Here is a 16,635-nt window from a genome sequence, read left to right as displayed (position 1 = left end):
TCTTGCAGTTGGTGTAGTGTTGCTGCGTTGTCTTGATCTCGGTGCGCATTGTTTCTTGTGATGCATGTCAGCTGAGTACATGCTGCTGATTGGGTGGGGTTGTGTTTATGGTTTGTGCTTTTGGGTTTTGGCTTTTGGCTTTTGGCTTTTGGCTTTTGGCTTTGTGGTTTTGGCTTTTGGCTTTTGGCTTTTGGCTTTTGGCTTTTGGCTTTTGGCTTTTGGCTTTTGGCTTTTGGCTTTTGGCTTTTGGCTTTGTCCCTTCTCCCGCTTGCGGGAGAAGGTGCCCCGCAGGGGCGGATGAGGGGGAGCTTTGGGTTTTGCGGTAAAGCCCCTGCCGAGCATGGCTCGGCACTACAGGAACCGCTTGGCTTCGCCCTTCTCCCGCAAGCGGGACTGCGCCCCCTTCTTGGGGGAAGCTGCCCCGAAGGAGCCGATGAGGGGGCTTTGGGTTTTGCGATGGAGCCCCTGCCGAGCATGGCTCGGCACTACATGGCTACTTTGGCTCTGCTTCAGCCCTGCGCCCGTAGCAATTGATGCAAGGTGCTCTTCAGCCTGCGCCCTTCCTCGCGCAGGTAATCACGCTCATCCCGCCAGGCGGGAAAGCGCGCCTCCACTTCCGCCCAGAATGCCGGCGAGTGGTTGGCCTGCAGCAAGTGGCACAGCTCGTGTACCAGCACGTATTCGAACGCCGATGGACGCGCCAATACCAGTGCAAGATCCAGAGCCATCGAGCCGTCCGGCGCCAGCGAGCCCCATTGCGAGGACATCACCTTGGGCCGCAGCCGTGAAGGCGCGCGCGACAGACCCGGCAGGTAACGCGGCAACCACTGGCCGACGTCGGCGCGCACCTGCACTTCATAGAACTCACGCAGCGCACGCCGCAATGCCGGCTCACCGGCACGCGCCGGCAGTTGGATATTGACCCCACCGGCATCAACCTCGATGCGGGTGAAACGCCCCTCCTGCCACTGCACCGGCAGCAACTCACCGCGCAAGGGCAGCACGCCCGGTTCGCGCAGCTGCAGCGCCGGTGCCAACAGCCCATCACCACCAAGCCGTGCCAGCTGCTGCTGCAGCCATTGCCGGTTGGCCTGCAGAAAACGTTCGCCGGACACCAGACTGGCGCGCAGCGGCATGGTCAGCCGCGCGCCACGTTCATCCACACTGAGCTTGAGCCGGCGTGCACGCGGGTCACGCACGCGCAGCACGTCGATCTCGGCATCATCCAGGCGCAGGCGCACCGTGTCGCGCTGGATCACCGGCGCGGCGGGCGTCGTCAAACGGCGGAACAGACTAACCATAGCCCCAGCATAGTCCCTACCCGGTTACGAAACCGGGTAGGCCCACAACGGGTTCAGCTGTCAGCCTTGCTCAGCTTGAATGCCTGCTCAAGCAGCAGGAACAAGCGGCGGATTTCACCGCTCTGCAAGGCGAAGCGTGCATCCAGCTCGGCACGGCGGCCTTCCTCGTCGATGTGCTCGAGCTGGTCCAGCGCGCCATCGAGGAACTTCAGCTTGCGCACGATCAGATCGTCGCCCAGCACGAAGGACAGGTTGTCCTCGAAGATCAAGGCCAGCTTGGTCACCTGCTTGCCGGCGTCCAGGTGCTTGTCGATCTCGTCGCAGCGCAGTTCCTGGTGCTGGCACTTGACCACCGCGCCGCCTTCGGCCGGATCCTTCATCTCGCATTCTTCGCCCAGGCTCAGGCCTTCGGGCAGCGGCTCGCCGGCAATCCACGCAGTCAGGATGGCGCGCGGTGCGACTTCGGCGTTCAGCGGCATCGCCGGGAAGCTGCCGAGCATGCCGCGGATGTCGCTCATCACGTTCTCGCCGGTCTTGCGGCTGGAACTGTCGACGGCGACATAACCGTGCTGCAGGTCGAGGAAGGCATCGGTGCGCGAGCTCTTGACGAAGGCGCGCGGCAGCAGTTCATGCAGCAGATCGTCCTTCAGGCGCTTGCGCTCACGGCCGCCGGGCTTGCGGCCTTCCTTCTCTTCGATTTCTTCCAGCTTGCGGGCCAGCAGATCGTTGACCACCACGCTGGGCAGGATCTTGTCTTCACCGCCCACGGTCAGCCACAGCGCATCACCGATGCGGTGCGAGAACTGGAACTTTTCTTCACGACCGAACGGCGAGATGAAGCCGCGCGAGGTCATTTCCAGGGCACCAACAGGCTTGAGCACCACCTGCGGCAACAGCGTGTCGACTTCGGAAAAATCAATGGAGGTCGGGAAACGGAACAGCGTGAGGTTCTTGAAAAACATGGATGTCCTATTTCGTATTCATGGTTCAGGGCCTTGCTTCCCAGCGTAGGAGAAGCTGCTCCGAAGAGCTTGCCGCCATCGAGGCGGACGGATGAGAACAGCGCACTACCTGACTTCAGATCACCGTAGCACTGCCTACCCTCATCCCAACCCTTCTCCCGACGGGAGAAGGGCTTGTTGATCTTGTTTGTCGCTGCCGTCGAGCCACGCCTGCGCATCAGACTGCGGCGCGTCTTCACGGCGACCCAGCGACAGGAAATCGAACAGTTTGGGATCGGCCAGCTGCGAGGGACGGATGTCGCCCAGCGCGCGGGAGATCTGTTCGATGCGGCCGGGCGTGTCCTTTTCCCACTGCTTCATCATCAGGCCGATCTGCTTGCGCTGCAGGTTTTCCTGGCTGCCGCACAGGTTGCACGGAATGATCGGGAACTGGCGGGTATTGGCGTACTCGATGATGTCTGCTTCGCGCACGTAGGCCAGCGGGCGGATCACCACATGCTTGCCGTCATCGCTCCGCAGCTTGGGCGGCATGCCGGAAATCTTGGAGTGGTGGAACAGGTTCATGAAGAAAGTGGCCACCATGTCATCGCGGTGGTGGCCCAACGCAATCTTGGTGAAACCATTGGCTTCGGCATAGGTGTACAGCGAGCCACGGCGCATGCGCGAGCACAACGAACACATGGTCTTGCCTTCCGGGATCACCCGGCTCACCACCGAATAGGTGTCCTGTTCGATGATGTGGTACGGCACGCCGATCGAGGCCAGGTATTCAGGCAGCACGTGTTCGGGGAAGCCGGGCTGCTTCTGGTCCAGGTTCACCGCCACCAGCTCGAAGGGCACCGGTGCCTTCTTCTGCAGCTGCAACAGCACATCCAGCAAGGTATAGCTGTCCTTGCCGCCGGACAGGCAGACCATCACCTTGTCGCCGGCTTCGATCATGCCGAAATCAGCAATGGCCTGGCCTACCTGGTGACGCAGGCGTTTACCGAGTTTCTGGTGTTCACGTTCGGCCACGTGCGGATCACGGGCCCGCGGGGCGGGATCGGGCAGGGAAATGACAGCGCTCATGCGGCCATTCTACCGGGTCGGCGGCATCCCTCACGCGGCCGATGGCAACGTGTATGCTCAACCCCCGTGGAGACCATGACCCCCGAGCAGATCAGCCAACGCATCGCCGTCCTGCGGGCCGAACACCGCAGCCTGGACGAGAACATCGCGCGCCTGGCCGCCAACCCGGACGACGATCTGGAGGCCAAGCGGCTGAAGAAGCGCAAGCTGCAGCTGCGCGACTGCATCACCCAGCTCGAATGCATGCTGATCCCGGACGAGCCCGCCTGAACGCAGCGTGGTGCCGAGCCATGCTCGGCAGAGGCTTTGCAAGGCAACCCAGCACCCGCAGAACCTGTAGGAGCAGCATAAGCCGCGAAACCGGTCCAGCTGCAATTACAGGCATGACCGCAATCTGAGCGAGCAGTAGCTTCGCGGCTTACACCGCTCCCACAACCTGCACGGCCGCAAACAAAGCCAAGACCTACCCCTCCCCAACCCTCCCCTTCGCTACGCGAAAGGGAGGGAGCGTGTAGTGCCGAGCCATGCTCGGCAGCGGCCGTACCGGCAACGCCCCAGCGGAGCATGGCTCCGCTCTACAGGGGCGCCGCTCAGCCTGCTGGCGGCACTTCCGGCTTCACCGCTTCCGGGCTCACACGTTCGATGGTGTGACGCAGTTCGCGGCCGAGGATGAACTTCGCGTCCTTGGCCCAGGCATCCAGGCGTTCATCGAACAGCAGCTTGCTGTTCTGGTCCGGCCACACCAGGCGCAGTTCGCGCATCTTCTGGATGAAGCCGCGGAACAGGGTCTTGTCGAAGAACTCCGGGGCCGCCGGTGCGTACAGCAGGCTCAGCCGTTGTGCGGCCTGCTGGCACAGGCTTTCCAGTTCGCCGGCGCCAAGCGTGCCCGGGCCGTTCTTCACCAGCACCGAGATGGCGATGTAATAGCGCTCGAACGCCTGTTGCAGCGAATGGCCGATCGCGCGCAGGCGGAACACCTCGTCGGTCTGACCGGTACTGCGTGCCAGCATGCCGCCGTCGTCCTCGCCTACGTGCTGCAGCAGGCCTTCGCGGACGAACACGTCGATGGTCTGGTCGATGCGCGCGGCGAACTCGTCCTCGGTCCACGGCAGGAACAACTCTGCCTGCAGGAACGGGTACAGGCCGCGGCCCAGCCGCAGCAGGCCACCGCGACTCATGCGGCGGTTGTTCTGGAAGCAGCACGCCACCCACGAGGAGGCGGTGAACAGGTGCAGCACGTTGTTGCGGAAATAGCTCAGCAGCACCGCGGTATCGCCACTGACGCTGAGCACATCGCCCAGCGGGTGCTTGATGCGGCTGAGGACGTTGATTTCCTCGGCGTGGGCAATGATGCGTTCGGGCGAATGCGGGGTGACCGTGACCCGGTCCGAATACGGCATTTCCACCAGCAGCTTCTTGCACAGCTCGATCTGCGCGATCAGGTCGGCCTCGCCCATCGCGTGCTTGGGCGTGGACAGCAGTGCCAATGCCAGCAGGTTGATCGGGTTGACGTCGGCAGCGGCGTTGATGCGCTCCTGGATCTGCTCGGCAAGCACGTCGACGGTGCCTGCCAGCCAGCTCGGCTTCTCATCTTCGGGTACCGGTTGGCCGTCCCATTCGGGCGCCATCCTGGCCAGCACGTCATTCAACGCGATCGGCTCACCGAAGTTCACCACCACCTGGCCGTAGTTCTGCTTGAGCACCTTGGGAATGCCCCACAACAGCGCCCAGATCGATTCCTTTTCCTTCGGCCGGCCGGTCAGCTCATCGAGGTAGCTGTTGCCCTCCATCAGCTTTTCATAGCCAACGTAGATGGGCTGGAACAGCACCGGCTTGCGCGGCTGGCGCAGGAAGGCGCGCAGCGTCATCGAGATCATGCCGCCCTTGGGCTGCAGCAGCCGGCCGGTACGCGAGCGCCCGCCTTCAACGAAGTATTCGATCGAGTAACCGCCGGCCACCAGTTGCGCCACGTACTCGCTGAGCACTGCCGAATACAGCGCATTGCCCTTGATCGAGCGGCGGATGAAGAACGCGCCGCCCTTGCGCAGCAGCGTGCCGACCACCGGCAGGTTGAGGTTGATGCCGGCCACGATGTGCGGCGGCACGATGCCGCGGTCGTACAGCAGGTAGCTCAGCAGCAGGTAGTCCATATGGCTGCGATGGCTGGGCACGTAGATGATTTCGTGGCCAGGCGCGGCTTCCTTGAACTTGTCCAGGTGGTGCACCAGCACGCCGGCATAGATGCGGTTCCAGACGTGGCTGAGCATGAAGCTGGCCGAACGCACCACCGGGGTGGAGTAATCGGCGGCGATTTCCCAGGCGTAGCCCTGCGCCTTCTTCCAGGCGTCGGTGGTCTTGGAGTTGTCGCGCTTGGCCTGGGTGGCGATGGCCTCGCGCACCGGGTCCGACTCCAGCACCTTGTCCACCAGCAGGCGGCGGGTGGACAGATCCGGGCCGATGATCGATTCACGGATGCGGCGGAAGTGGGTGCGCAGCACGCGCTGCAGCTTGCGTACGGTGCGCTCGGGCTCCAGGCCCTCTTCCACGGTCTCGCGCAGCGATACCGGCGGCGCGAAACGGACAATCGTGTCGCGGCCGTTGAGCAGGATTGCCAGCAGGCGGCGGAAGCGGCCGACCAGCGCCCAGTTTTCCGAGAACAGCACCGCGAACCAGCCGCTCTGCTTGTCCGGGGCGCGGCCGACGAAGATCGACACCGGCACCAGGTGCACGTCCAGCCCGGGGTTGGCGCGGTGCGCCTGCAGCAGCTTGGCCAGCGAATCGGAATGGGTCTTGGCGCCGCGCTGCTCGGGCAGCAGCATGTTGTTGCTGGAGCGGCGCGACAAGGCCACATAGGCACGCTTGCGGCCGGTGGGGTCACCGGCCAGCGGCACCAGCGGCGAGGGCAGGCCGGCGTCGCGGCAGGCCTTGTCCAGGATCAGCGCATTGGACAGACCGTAGTCCTCCAGCACGTACACCACCGGGCGGCCATCGTTGTATTCCCCCGGCTGCTCGGGCTCGATCTTCAGCCCCAGCCAGGGCTCGATCAGCTTGCCCAGCAGGCGCGCCCACAGCGGCGGACGGGCGGCACGGGCAGCCGTCGCCGGGCGCGCCGAGGCGGCCGGCACGATGGCAGCAGGAGTGGCGGGCGTCGCGTTGGCGTCGTCCGGCGGCAGCAGTTCACCCTGGTCGGGCTGGGATTTCTGTTTCGACATCGGCGCCATTATGGCTTAGCTGCCGCGGCGGCGTTGTCTGGTCTTTCCAGCGCCGGGGTCTGCGCCGGCGCCAGAGCGTCGGTCTTGGCCTGCTCGGCCTCGGCTTTGGCCTGCTCGGCAGCGCGCGCGGCGCTCAGCAGCGTGTCCACCTCACTCAGGGTCCGCGCCAGGTACCAGCGCTTGTCGCGGCGTACCAGCGCCACCTGCAGATCCAGCTCCTTGCCGGCCAGCGGGTATTGCACGCGCACGGTGGCAGTGTCGCCGTGCTGTGACACCAGGCCGGTGCGCATCTGCTGCACGCTTTCATCCAGGTTCAAGCCATACGCAGCCAGCACCTGCTTGCTGGCCGCGGCAAAGGGCCCGAGCTTGCGCAGGGTGCCGGTCATACCGGCATCCTGGAAGGCCTGTTCGCCGGCCAGGCCGGTGGCGCGGGCAGCGGCGGTAAGGGTCGCAATCGAGCTCTGCGCAAGCTTGGGATCGGGCAGCGGCGCGGCCTGGGCCCAATCGCTGAGCGCGGTGACCAACTGCACGTAATGCGCACGTTCGGCGGCGTTGTAGTCGCCTTGGTGGCTGATGTATTGCACACCAAACAGGCCCAACGAGTGCGCGGCCTGACGCACGGCAGCAGTCTGCCCTTCCAGCTGCGCCTTGAAGGCACGCTGCAGCTGGCGTTCGGCGTCCTTCTCCGACAGCGTCGCCAGCAAGGCTGGCAGCTTTTCATCCAGCGGCAGCTCGGTCAGCGGCCAACGGCTGTGGCCCTGCGCCCAGGCGGCCTCCAGCTCGGCGTATTGCGCTGGCGGCACCGCATCGCGGGCGTAGGCGACCAGATCGTTGTCGTGCAGGTGCTGGACCAGCTGGCGCACGGCAGCCGCAGGTTCAGTAGCGGCGCCGGGCAGCGCCTCGGGGTTGCGCTTGCAGGCAACCGTCACCGCCACAAGGCAGACGGCAAGCAAGGCGATGTTCTGGCAGCTGCGTAATGAACGTCGTTGCATGGCGGCGTCGATCCTCCCCGTAGGCCGAGCATCTTGATGCCTGCCCGGTGACAGCAGCAAGCATGGCCGTCACGGCGTCGAAGTACGGGCCTGCGGCCGTTGACGCTGGCTATCCCAGGTTCCGCACCGGTCCGGGAATAAAAAAAGAGGCCGCCCCGTTGCCGGTGACAGACCCCTCAAACCGGCGCGAAGCCGGTAGACATGTTTGACGCATCGCCGGCAGAGCCGGACGAGACGTAGCCTACGCGCCGGATTCAGTTAAAGCAACACTTTATGAATAACAATGTAAGTGATTGATTTCACTTGATTGAATCGAGAATCTCGCGCTGCATGGCCAGGGCCGCAGCGCGCGGATCGGCCGCCAGCCGGATCGGCCGGCCGACGACAATCGCATCAGCGCCATCGGCAAAGGCCTGGGCCACACCGACGGTGCGCTGCTGGTCGTCCCCCACCGGGCCGCCGGGGCGGATGCCGGGGCAGACGATGGAGAAACCCTGACCGGTAGCCGCACGGATAGGCGCAGCTTCCTGGCCGGAGGCGATAACGCCGTCGATGCCGGCGCGCTGCGCGGCCAGCGCGCGCTCCACCACCACGTCCACTGGCTCACGGTCGATGCCCATCTGGGCCAGATCCGGCCGCCCCATCGAGGTCAGCACGGTCACTGCCAGCAGGCGCATGTCCGACGTGTTGGCGGCGGCAGCGGCTTCCATCATGCCGGGGTGCCAGCCGTGGATGGTGCAGTAGCTCACCGGCCACTGCGACAGCCGCCGGATCACGCCAGCGATGGTGGCCGGGATGTCGAAGAACTTCAGGTCGACGAACACCCGCTTGTCGCGCCTGGCCAGTTCATCGAGCACATCGAAGTACTCGCCGGAGGCCAGCAGCTCCATGCCGATCTTGTAGAACGAGACTGCATCGCCAAGCTTGTTCACCCATTCGATGGCCTCGGCCTTGCCGGCCACGTCCAGGGCGAAGATCAGGCGCTCGTCATTACGCAGCGGCAGCGGTGCGCGGCTCATCGGGCCACCTCCAGCGCTTCACGCTTGGCGCCGTTGCGCAGATCGGCCGGCAGCGACCAGGCGTTGTTGATCGCCGCACCTTCCCAACCACCGTAGGTGGGGTTGGACAGGATCCACCAGCGCGAGCCGATCCAGCCCTGGTACTTGTCCAGCAGCAGGTCACGCGCGGCCAGGCTGTTGTCCTCGACCTGCAGGAAATCGGTGAACTGGTCGCCCACCTGCATCAGCACGCGGTAGTTCTGCGCCACCAGCTGGCGGCGGCAGCCCTTCTCGCTGCCATGTTCGGTGCAGCCCGGTACCGGCGTGCCTAGGCCCAGGTAGACACTGTCATCGGCGACCGGGAAGCCGACCTGGCGCAGGTTGGCGATGGTGGCATCCTTCATCGCCGCGGTGCGGTTGCTGATGTAGATCATGGTCACGCCCTTGGCGGCGGCGGCCTGCGCGAACTGCACCGCGCCGGGCACCGGCTGTGCCTTGCGCTCATCGACCCAGGCTTCCCAGGTGGCGTCGTTGTAGCTGCTGCCATCGCGCACCAGGCGCGCCTGATAGGGCGAGTTGTCGAGCACGGTTTCGTCCACATCCACCACCACCGCCGGCTTCAGCTTGGCCGACTGGTGCTTGCCGCCTTCTTCCGGCAGCAGCGCGGTCCAGTTGCCATCGGCCAGCGCCGCATCCAACTGTGCAGCGGCCAGCTTCCAGGTCTGCAATGCGCTGGCCCGGTATTCCTGCGAACGCTGCACCCACAGCACGGCATTGAGGTTGTCGTTGGGGGCGTTGGCCGGGGCTACCAGGGCGTCGGCCGGGGCCGGTGAAACACGGCTCAGCGGCGCGGTCGAGCTGCAGGCGGCCAGCGACAGCAGGGCGCCGGCCAGCAGGGTAAAGGCGGGGAATCGGGACATGGAAACTACCGGGTATCTTCGAAAACCGGGCAAGTTTACCGGCTCCCTGCCTTGCTCGCCCTGCGCGGCGCAAACCGGGGCCGGCACGGGGTTTCGCCTCCAGACCCGCCGTTGCCCCGGCTTCGACCCGGGTTTTCGCTGTCGGCTATGCTTGCGCCCCCTAGCAACACCGGAACCCGACCCATGAGCGACGACAGCCAGACCCCTGATTTCCCGGTACTTGATGCCACCCTGGCGCGCGTGCTCGGCTGCCTGATCGAAAAGGAGGCCACCACCCCGGACGCCTACCCGCTCACGGTCAATGCCGCCCAGGTCGCCGCCAACCAGAAGACCGCACGCGAACCGGTGATGAGCCTGGAAACCGGCAAGGTGCAGCACGCCCTGCGCCAGCTGGAGACATTGGGCCTGGCCCGCCAGCATTTTTCCTCACGCGCCGAGCGCTACGAGCACCTGGCCGGGGTCAAGCTCGACCTGCCGCGCCAGCAGGTGGCCCTGCTCGGCCTGTTGCTGCTGCGCGGCCCGCAGACCGCCGCTGAACTGGCCACGCGCAGCGAGCGCATGGCCAAGTTCGCCGATGCCGCCGACCTGCGCCACCAGCTGGAGCGCATGCAGCAGCGCGGGCTGGTGGTACAGCTGCCGCGCGCCTCCGGGCAGCGCGAAGACCGCTTCATGCACCTGCTCTCCGGGCCGGTGGACGTGGAGGCGCTGGCGGCGCAATACCGTGCACCGTCGGCTGCTGCCGCCACGGTGGACAACAGCGCATTGGAAGAACGCGTGCAGCAGCTGGAGGCGACCGTCGCAGCACTGCAGGAACAGCTGGCAGCGTTGCAGGAGCAACTGGGCGGCTGAGCCGGTTCAGAAGGCATTCTGACCGTAGCCCGGGTAAGCGCAGCGCACCCGGGCCTTTGGCGGAAAATCGGAGATCCCTGGGATCCTTGCCCCCGGGTGCGCTGCGCTTACCCGGGCTACGCGGCTGAGCCCGATTACCGGTTTGGCCGGTGGACGAACAGCAGCAGCTGCTCGTCCTCACCCGGCAGTACCACGGTGCCGTTGCGGTCGAAGCCAAGCTTTTCCAGCAAGGCCACCGAACGCGCGTTGCCCTGCGACACGATCGCGCGCAGTTCCTCCAGGCCCAGCGTGTTGCGGGCGTAGCCGAGCACGGCCTGCACCGCTTCGCGCGCATAGCCCTGGCCGGTATGGGGCGACAGCAGCGCGTAGCCGACATCGGCGGTAGGCAGGCCCGGCCGCCGCACCAATCCGGCATTGCCCAGCCAGGCCCCATCGCTGCGCCGTTCAACCGCGTACATGCCGAAGCCATGCGCGGCATAACTGCCGAAGGTGTGCTTGCGCACGTAGTCACGCGCCTGCTCCAGCGTGCGCACGCCACGGTCACCGATGTACTGGTGGAAGCCGGGTTCATTGAGCAGCTGCAACATCGCGGCGGCATCGCCGTCGTCGTCACGGAGCAGGCGCAGTTGCAGGCGTTCGGTCTGGATCAGGGACATAAGGAGCTCGGTTTTGCTCCTGCCCCCTCCCTTTCGCGTAGCAAAGGGGAGGGCGGGGGAGGGGTGGCTTTTGATGTTGGTCGGTAGAGCCCCTGCCGAGCATGGCTCGGCACTACCGCCCCCCTTCTACCAAGGGAGGGCTGAGGGGTTGTTAGCAGTGAGCCCCAATCAAACCGCAAAGCCAAGGGCCAAAGCTACCCCCTCCCAACCTTCCCCTTGGCTGCGCCAAAGGGGAGGGGCAAAGCCTCAATCAAACAGCGCTTGAATCGCCGCCAATCCGGCCTTGGCACGCTCCTGCTTGTGCGCGGCATCGGCGACCGGGTCGGCGCCATCGCGCTGGATCTCGCCTGCCGGGATCTCATCAAAGAAACGGCTCGGCTTGAGCCGGATGTGCTCGCCGAATTTGCGGGTCAAGCGGCTGAAACTCATCCACAGCTGGATCTTGGCGCGGGTAATGCCCACGTACAGCAGGCGCCGCTCTTCCTGCAGATTGCCTTCGTCCAGGCTGACCTGGTGCGGCAGCACACCGTCTTCGCAGCCGACGATGAACACATACGGGAACTCCAGGCCCTTGGACGCATGCAGCGTCATCATCCGCACCTGGTTGCCGCCGTCGTCCTTGTCGTTGCGCGAAATCAGCGCCAACTGCGCGGCCATGTCGGCAGCGCTGGCACCACGCGGGCCGCTCTCAAACCACGAGGCCAGTTCTTCAAGATTGTTGGCGCGGCGCTCGTAGCCGGCCGTGTCCTTGGCCGCATGCCGCAGCTCGGCCAACATGCCTGAATCCTTGGCCACGCGGCGTACCAGGTCGCCCGAGCTCATCTGCCGCATGTCCAGCCGCAGCGCGCGCAGGATATCGGTGAACTTGCTCAGGCTATTGGCCGCACGCGGAGTGAGCTGGGCCAAGGCGCCCATGCTTTCGGCGGCGTGCGCCATCGGAATATCTTTCTCGGATGCGAGCTCGGCCAGCTTGGCCAGGGTGCTGGCGCCGACATCACGCTTGGGTGACTGCACCGCACGCATGAAGGCGGTGTCATCGTCCGGGTTCACGATCAGGCGCAACCACGCCAGCGTGTCCTTCACTTCCTGGCGTTCCAGAAACACCGTGCCGCCATTGAGGTGGTAGGGCACACCGACCAGTTGCATGGCTTTTTCCAGCGGCCGCGACTGGAAGTTGCCGCGGAACAGGATGCAGAAATCACTCCACGGAATCTTGCGATTGGTAGCGAGGAAGTGAATCTCAGAGGCGACCTTTTCCGCCTCATGCTCGCTGTTGCGGCATTCCCATACGCGGATGCGTTCGCCATCGGCCTGGTCGGACCACAGGGTCTTCAGATGCTCGTGCGGGTTGTGCGCGATCAGGGCATTGGCCGCGCGCAGCACGCGGTTGGAACAACGGTAGTTCTGCTCCAGCTTGATGATCTGCAGCTTTGGGTAATCCACGCCCATCTGTTGCAGATTCTCAGGATTGGCACCGCGCCAGGCATAGATCGACTGGTCATCATCTCCCACGCAGGTGAAGTTGCCGGCGGGCCCGGCCAACTGCTTGAGCAGCCGGTACTGGGCGTCATTGGTGTCCTGGCATTCGTCGACCAGCAGATAGCCGATGCGCTCGCGCCAGGCCAGGGCGATATCCGGGTTCTCTTCCAGCACCTGCACCGGCAGCCGGATCAGGTCATCGAAATCCACCGCGTTGAACGAGGTCAGCCGGGTCTGGTACAGCTCGTAGACCATCGCCGCGTCTTTTTCGCGGTTGCTGCGCGCCGCCGCCATCGCCTGCTCGGGCGACAGACCGGAGTTCTTGGCGCGCGAGATCAGGTTCTTCATGTCCTCGATGTCGTCGGGCTTGGCATTGCTGCCGCCCAGCAGATCCTTGATCTGCGCGCCGGCGTCGTCGGCATCGAAAATGGAGAAATTGCGCTTCAGCCCCACGTGTTCATGTTCGATCTGCAGGAATTTCAGGCCCAGCGCGTGGAAGGTGCAGATGGTGACCTCGGCCGCATCCTCGGCGCGCAGGCGCTTGCCCACACGCTCGCGCATTTCCTTGGCCGACTTGTTGGTGAAGGTGATCGCAGCGATACGGCGGGCGCTATAGCGGCCAATACCGATCAGATGGGCGATTTTCTCCACGATCACGCGGGTCTTGCCGCTGCCGGCACCGGCCAGCACCAGCAGAGGACCTTCGGCATGCACGGCCGCGGCACGTTGGGGGGGATTGAGGGAGTCCAGCATGGGGTCGTTTCAGTCGCAGGCGGCCAGTGTAAGCCATCGCTGCCGAGGCCCCAACGCCAACCCTGGACAAGCAGCCGTTCACCTTGCTATGGCTGCAGGAATGCTTATAACACGCGTGTTCAGGTGCTGGAATGCGGCGTACAGTCATAGGGATCGATGACATGCGCAATTCGAGAACCATCGCTTGTCTACTGGGGTTGGTCGCGCTGCCCGCGCTGGCCGCAGCGTCGACGAAGGAAAGCTGTCGCAACATGCCATCAAAGCCCATTCCCGCCGAGATAATGACGGCAGGATTCTATGAGGCTCACCCCGATATGCGCTGGCGAAACACCGCACTGGAAGCCTACAAAAAGCGTGAATACGCCACGGCCATGCGGGACTTCAAGCGTGCTGCTGGCTATGCGGACAAGTTCTCCCAGTTCATGGTCGCCCATATGTATTGGGAGGGCCTTGGCACCACCACCGATGCCACCCTTGCGTATGCCTGGGCGGACCTGGCAGCCGAGCGCGAATACTACAACTTCGCCACCCAGCGCGAAGCCTATTGGGCGCAACTCAGCGAACAACAACGTGCAGAAGCTGTGCATCGCGGGCAATCGGTATACGACCGATACGCCGACAGCGTCACCAAGCCGAATCTGGAAAAACGGCTGCGCCTCGCTGCCCGGAACATGACCGGAAGCCGCACAGGATTGGTGACCGGGCCGCTGCTCGTCACCGATACAAAAGGCAATGACATCTCCGCGACGGTTTATTACGACCAGACTTACTACCAACCGGAAATGTACTGGTGCGACCAGGACGCTTACTGGTCCCGGCCGATGCGTTCCAGTGTCGAAGTAGGCATGCCACAAACAGCCCCAGCCGAGATCGACAGGCCCTGAGCATGCCTACCGGTTGCACACGCTCCACGCGCAGGCATCAGCGTGCCTTGCCGCGTTAAAATGGGGCATGGCAAAGCTCTATTTCTACTATTCGGCGATGAACGCCGGCAAGACCACCACCCTGCTGCAGTCCGCGCACAACTACCGCGAGCGCGGCATGCGGGTGGCCCTGTTGACCCCGCACCTGGACCACCGCGCCGGCAGCGGCGTGGTCGCCTCGCGGATCGGGCTGCAGGCCGAAGCAACCAGCTTCGAGCGCGATACCGACCTGGAGAAACTGATCCAGCAGGACATCGCCGCCCACGGCAGGCTCGGCTGCGTGCTGGTGGACGAAGCCCAGTTCCTGAGCAAGGCGCAGGTCTGGCAGTTGTCCGAGGTGGTCGATCAGATGCGCATCCCGGTGCTGTGCTACGGACTGCGTACCGACTTCCGTGGCGAGCTGTTCGAAGGCAGCCAGTACCTGCTGGCCTGGGCCGACGAGATGCAGGAGATCAAGACCATCTGCCACAGCGGCAAGAAGGCGACGATGACCGTGCGTGTGGACGAGAACGGTTTTGCCGTGCAGGACGGCCCCCAGGTGGAGATCGGCGGCAACGAGCGCTATGTGTCGGTGAGCCGCGCCGAGTTCAAGAAGATCACCCGCGGTGAAGGGCGGATAGATCCCATGCAGGCGCCGCTGCCGTTGTAATGCTTTTCCTTCTCCCGCATGCGGGAGAAGGTGCCCCGAAGGGGCGGATGAGGGGAAGGCGCGAAGCGCTGCTTTGGCTTTTAAAGCTTACCCTCACCCCAACCCCTCTCCCGGCGGGAGAGGGGCTCAAGCGCTTCAATACAAGGTCCGCTCCGGCGCACCAGCGGCTGGCGGGGTGTACTGGTACAACCAGGTCTCGGTCAGGGTCTTGCCGCCGCTGCGCAGGTAAAGGCGCACGTCGATCTGCTCGGTGCTGCCTTCCGGGGGCACCAGGTCGAACATCGCGCGGTAGCCCTTGATCTCACGCAGTGGCCGCGCCGAGACGATTTCCACACGGCCTCGGCTGGTTTCCACCACTGCTTCCACTTCGCCCTTGTCGATCAGGCTGGCCAGCTCGCCACCGTGGAAATCGACCGCGAAGCGCCATGAGAAATACTCACGCTTCTTGCCGATGATGCCGCCCAGGCCAGTACGGCTGGCCACGCAATACGCGAGTGGCGGACGGGCCGGCGGTTCAGCGCCCCAGTACAGGCGGTAGCCAACCAGCAATTCCTGGCCCGGCTGCGGCTTGGCCTTGGGGTTCCAGAAGGCAACGATGTTGTCGAAGGTCTCATCAACGGTGGGAATCTCCACCAGCTGCACCGAGCCTTCGCCCCATTGCCCCTTGGGTTCGATCCACAGGCAGGGGCGCTTCTCGTAGAACACGCCGTCGTCCTGGTAGTGGTCGAAGTTGCGGTCACGCTGCAGCAGGCCGAAGCCGCGCGGGTTGTTGTCCACGAACATGTTGAAACGCAGGTTGGCCGGGTTGCATAGCGGCCGCCAGATCCATTCACCGGCACCGTTCCACATCGACAGGCCATCGGTGTCGTGGATCTCCGGGCGCCAGTCCCAATCCATGCGGCGGTCGTTTTCGCCGACCTGGTACATGCTGGTGCACGGCGCGATGCCCAGCCGCTCGATTTCCTTGCGCGGGTACAACGCACTGTCGATATCCATCAGCAGCACGTCGCCATTGGTGATGGCGAAGCGATAGGCGCCGGCAACGCTGGGCGAATCCAGCAGGCCGTAGACAACCAGGGTGTCCGAATCGGCGGCCGGCTGTTCCAGGTAGTAGGCGATGAAGTCCGGGAATTCCTCCGGTCGGCCCATGCCGGTGTCGATGGCCAGGCCGCGGGCCGACTGCCCGTACTGGCCTTCCTTGCCGACCGCGCGGAAATAGCTGGCGCCGAGGAAGGCGGCGAAGTCGCGATCGGTATCGGCACGGGTATTGAGGCGGAAGCCGGCAAAGCCGAGGTCGGCCGGCAACTGCCCGCCATGGATGCCACTCTTGCCGTAGTTGAAAGCGGCACCGTCATAGGCCAGTTCCTGCGCCTTGCCATCGACCACGTCGAACATGCGCACCGGCGAATGGAAGTACAGGCCCAGATGGAAGAACTTGGCCTGGAACTTACCCGGTTGATCGGCCCACAGGGCGTGATCCTGGCGGTAGCTGATGGACTGGTATTGATCCCAGTCGAGCTTTTCCAGCTCAGCCGGCAAGCTGCGCTTGTGGCTCTGGTACGGCGCCTGCGCCAATGCGCGGGCCTGGCCCTTTAGCGTGGCGAAATCGAAGGCTTGCGGCTGGCCCAGGCGCCGCAGCCCGAGCTGGGCCGGCTTGCCGGCCGCACAGGCGGTGAAAGCGGGAAGCCCGAAGGCCGCCAGGGCGGCTGCGGCGTTGCGCAGGAAGTCGCGTCGTTGCATGGAAAGGCAGGCCGAGAGGGGACCGCAGCATGGTAGGCGGATTTGGGTGAATCGACAGCCTCGGCCCGTCACTGAATGAACATCCGCTTCAGCTGCCCGTAGTGCCGAGCCATGCTCGGCAGGGGCTTCACCG

At 64.6% G+C, this 16,635-nt stretch carries 15 protein-coding genes; 5 read left to right on the top strand and 10 right to left on the bottom strand.

Going from position 1 to position 16,635, the window contains the following annotated elements; translation table 11 throughout:
* Window positions 1–79 precede the first annotated feature (79 nt).
* Complete coding sequence (locus tag ABB27_RS17430) at window positions 80–301, top strand: DUF4175 domain-containing protein (RefSeq protein ID WP_161809669.1); 222 nt, start codon at window positions 80–82, stop codon at window positions 299–301.
* A gap of 208 nt (window positions 302–509) precedes the next feature.
* Here ABB27_RS17430 and ABB27_RS17425 read toward each other — a convergent pair whose 3' ends face one another.
* From ABB27_RS17425 to ttcA, 3 genes are all read right to left on the bottom strand, one after another.
* Window positions 510–1,301, bottom strand: a complete 792-nt coding sequence (locus tag ABB27_RS17425; RefSeq protein ID WP_057630306.1) for a M48 family metallopeptidase — start codon at window positions 1,299–1,301, stop codon at window positions 510–512.
* Between the two features lie 53 nt (window positions 1,302–1,354).
* Window positions 1,355–2,263: a recombination-associated protein RdgC gene (locus ABB27_RS17420; protein ID WP_057630304.1), complete on the bottom strand. Its 909-nt coding sequence runs from the start codon at window positions 2,261–2,263 to the stop codon at window positions 1,355–1,357.
* 141 nt (window positions 2,264–2,404) lie between these two features.
* Window positions 2,405–3,331: a tRNA 2-thiocytidine(32) synthetase TtcA gene (gene ttcA, locus ABB27_RS17415; RefSeq protein WP_057630301.1), complete on the bottom strand. Its 927-nt coding sequence runs from the start codon at window positions 3,329–3,331 to the stop codon at window positions 2,405–2,407.
* Window positions 3,332–3,406: 75 nt separating this feature from the next.
* Between ttcA and ABB27_RS17410 the strand changes: the two genes are divergently transcribed.
* Entirely contained in the window at window positions 3,407–3,601 is a 195-nt protein-coding gene (locus tag ABB27_RS17410) for a YdcH family protein (RefSeq protein WP_152984661.1), read from the top strand.
* Window positions 3,602–3,921: 320 nt separating this feature from the next.
* Here the strand turns inward: ABB27_RS17410 and plsB are convergent, their stop codons facing one another.
* The 4 genes from plsB to ABB27_RS17390 all read right to left on the bottom strand — a co-directional run bounded on the left by plsB (window position 3,922) and on the right by ABB27_RS17390 (window position 9,453).
* Window positions 3,922–6,543, bottom strand: coding sequence for a glycerol-3-phosphate 1-O-acyltransferase PlsB (gene plsB, locus ABB27_RS17405; protein WP_425477552.1), 2,622 nt, complete (start codon window positions 6,541–6,543; stop codon window positions 3,922–3,924).
* A gap of 8 nt (window positions 6,544–6,551) precedes the next feature.
* The gene (locus tag ABB27_RS17400) at window positions 6,552–7,535 is read right to left on the bottom strand and encodes a hypothetical protein (RefSeq protein ID WP_057630295.1); all 984 of its coding nucleotides are present in this window, start codon (window positions 7,533–7,535) and stop codon (window positions 6,552–6,554) included.
* Window positions 7,536–7,834: 299 nt separating this feature from the next.
* Complete coding sequence (pyrF, locus tag ABB27_RS17395; protein WP_057630293.1) at window positions 7,835–8,554, bottom strand: orotidine-5'-phosphate decarboxylase; 720 nt, start codon at window positions 8,552–8,554, stop codon at window positions 7,835–7,837.
* Window positions 8,551–9,453: a 5'-nucleotidase, lipoprotein e(P4) family gene (locus tag ABB27_RS17390; RefSeq protein WP_057630291.1), complete on the bottom strand. Its 903-nt coding sequence runs from the start codon at window positions 9,451–9,453 to the stop codon at window positions 8,551–8,553. The genes pyrF and ABB27_RS17390 overlap by 4 nt, the downstream gene beginning before the upstream one ends.
* A gap of 183 nt (window positions 9,454–9,636) precedes the next feature.
* Between ABB27_RS17390 and ABB27_RS17385 the strand changes: the two genes are divergently transcribed.
* On the top strand, window positions 9,637–10,302 hold the full coding sequence (locus ABB27_RS17385; RefSeq protein WP_057630289.1) for a YceH family protein: 666 nt from the start codon (window positions 9,637–9,639) through the stop codon (window positions 10,300–10,302).
* 134 nt (window positions 10,303–10,436) lie between these two features.
* Here the strand turns inward: ABB27_RS17385 and ABB27_RS17380 are convergent, their stop codons facing one another.
* Both ABB27_RS17380 and ABB27_RS17375 read right to left on the bottom strand, forming a co-directional pair.
* Window positions 10,437–10,958 (bottom strand): GNAT family N-acetyltransferase, encoded by a 522-nt coding sequence (locus tag ABB27_RS17380; RefSeq protein WP_057630287.1) that lies wholly within the window; start codon window positions 10,956–10,958, stop codon window positions 10,437–10,439.
* Window positions 10,959–11,204: 246 nt separating this feature from the next.
* On the bottom strand, window positions 11,205–13,187 hold the full coding sequence (locus tag ABB27_RS17375) for a UvrD-helicase domain-containing protein (protein ID WP_152984662.1): 1,983 nt from the start codon (window positions 13,185–13,187) through the stop codon (window positions 11,205–11,207).
* Between the two features lie 134 nt (window positions 13,188–13,321).
* On the opposite strand from ABB27_RS17375, the gene ABB27_RS17370 reads away from it, so the two are divergent.
* Both ABB27_RS17370 and ABB27_RS17365 read left to right on the top strand, forming a co-directional pair.
* Window positions 13,322–14,074: an SEL1-like repeat protein gene (locus ABB27_RS17370; RefSeq protein WP_152984660.1), complete on the top strand. Its 753-nt coding sequence runs from the start codon at window positions 13,322–13,324 to the stop codon at window positions 14,072–14,074.
* A gap of 67 nt (window positions 14,075–14,141) precedes the next feature.
* Window positions 14,142–14,762: a thymidine kinase gene (locus ABB27_RS17365; protein WP_057630282.1), complete on the top strand. Its 621-nt coding sequence runs from the start codon at window positions 14,142–14,144 to the stop codon at window positions 14,760–14,762.
* 135 nt (window positions 14,763–14,897) lie between these two features.
* Here the strand turns inward: ABB27_RS17365 and ABB27_RS17360 are convergent, their stop codons facing one another.
* A complete protein-coding gene (locus ABB27_RS17360; RefSeq protein WP_057630279.1) occupies window positions 14,898–16,502 on the bottom strand; it encodes an OpgD/OpgG family glucan biosynthesis protein in 1,605 nt (534 codons plus the stop codon).
* Between the last annotated feature and the right edge of the window lie 133 nt (window positions 16,503–16,635).

Origin of the sequence: Stenotrophomonas terrae, from assembly GCF_001431465.1 — a bacterium.
GTDB lineage: Bacteria > Pseudomonadota > Gammaproteobacteria > Xanthomonadales > Xanthomonadaceae > Stenotrophomonas > Stenotrophomonas terrae.
Note: the sequence above shows the minus strand (reverse complement) of the source record. Positions and strands in the feature narration are given on the sequence as shown.

Coding starts and splice junctions, on each gene's coding strand:
- pyrF (WP_057630293.1), bottom strand. CDS start 8,554: ATGAGCCGCGCACCGCTGCCGCTGCGTAATGACGAGCGCCTGATCTTC.
- ABB27_RS17380 (WP_057630287.1), bottom strand. CDS start 10,958: ATGTCCCTGATCCAGACCGAACGCCTGCAACTGCGCCTGCTCCGTGAC.
- ABB27_RS17360 (WP_057630279.1), bottom strand. CDS start 16,502: ATGCAACGACGCGACTTCCTGCGCAACGCCGCAGCCGCCCTGGCGGCC.
- plsB (WP_425477552.1), bottom strand. CDS start 6,543: ATGTCGAAACAGAAATCCCAGCCCGACCAGGGTGAACTGCTGCCGCCG.
- ABB27_RS17420 (WP_057630304.1), bottom strand. CDS start 2,263: ATGTTTTTCAAGAACCTCACGCTGTTCCGTTTCCCGACCTCCATTGAT.
- ABB27_RS17370 (WP_152984660.1), top strand. CDS start 13,322: ATGCGGCGTACAGTCATAGGGATCGATGACATGCGCAATTCGAGAACC.
- ABB27_RS17390 (WP_057630291.1), bottom strand. CDS start 9,453: ATGTCCCGATTCCCCGCCTTTACCCTGCTGGCCGGCGCCCTGCTGTCG.
- ABB27_RS17400 (WP_057630295.1), bottom strand. CDS start 7,535: ATGCAACGACGTTCATTACGCAGCTGCCAGAACATCGCCTTGCTTGCC.
- ABB27_RS17365 (WP_057630282.1), top strand. CDS start 14,142: ATGGCAAAGCTCTATTTCTACTATTCGGCGATGAACGCCGGCAAGACC.
- ABB27_RS17430 (WP_161809669.1), top strand. CDS start 80: ATGCTGCTGATTGGGTGGGGTTGTGTTTATGGTTTGTGCTTTTGGGTT.
- ttcA (WP_057630301.1), bottom strand. CDS start 3,331: ATGAGCGCTGTCATTTCCCTGCCCGATCCCGCCCCGCGGGCCCGTGAT.
- ABB27_RS17425 (WP_057630306.1), bottom strand. CDS start 1,301: ATGGTTAGTCTGTTCCGCCGTTTGACGACGCCCGCCGCGCCGGTGATC.
- ABB27_RS17410 (WP_152984661.1), top strand. CDS start 3,407: ATGACCCCCGAGCAGATCAGCCAACGCATCGCCGTCCTGCGGGCCGAA.
- ABB27_RS17385 (WP_057630289.1), top strand. CDS start 9,637: ATGAGCGACGACAGCCAGACCCCTGATTTCCCGGTACTTGATGCCACC.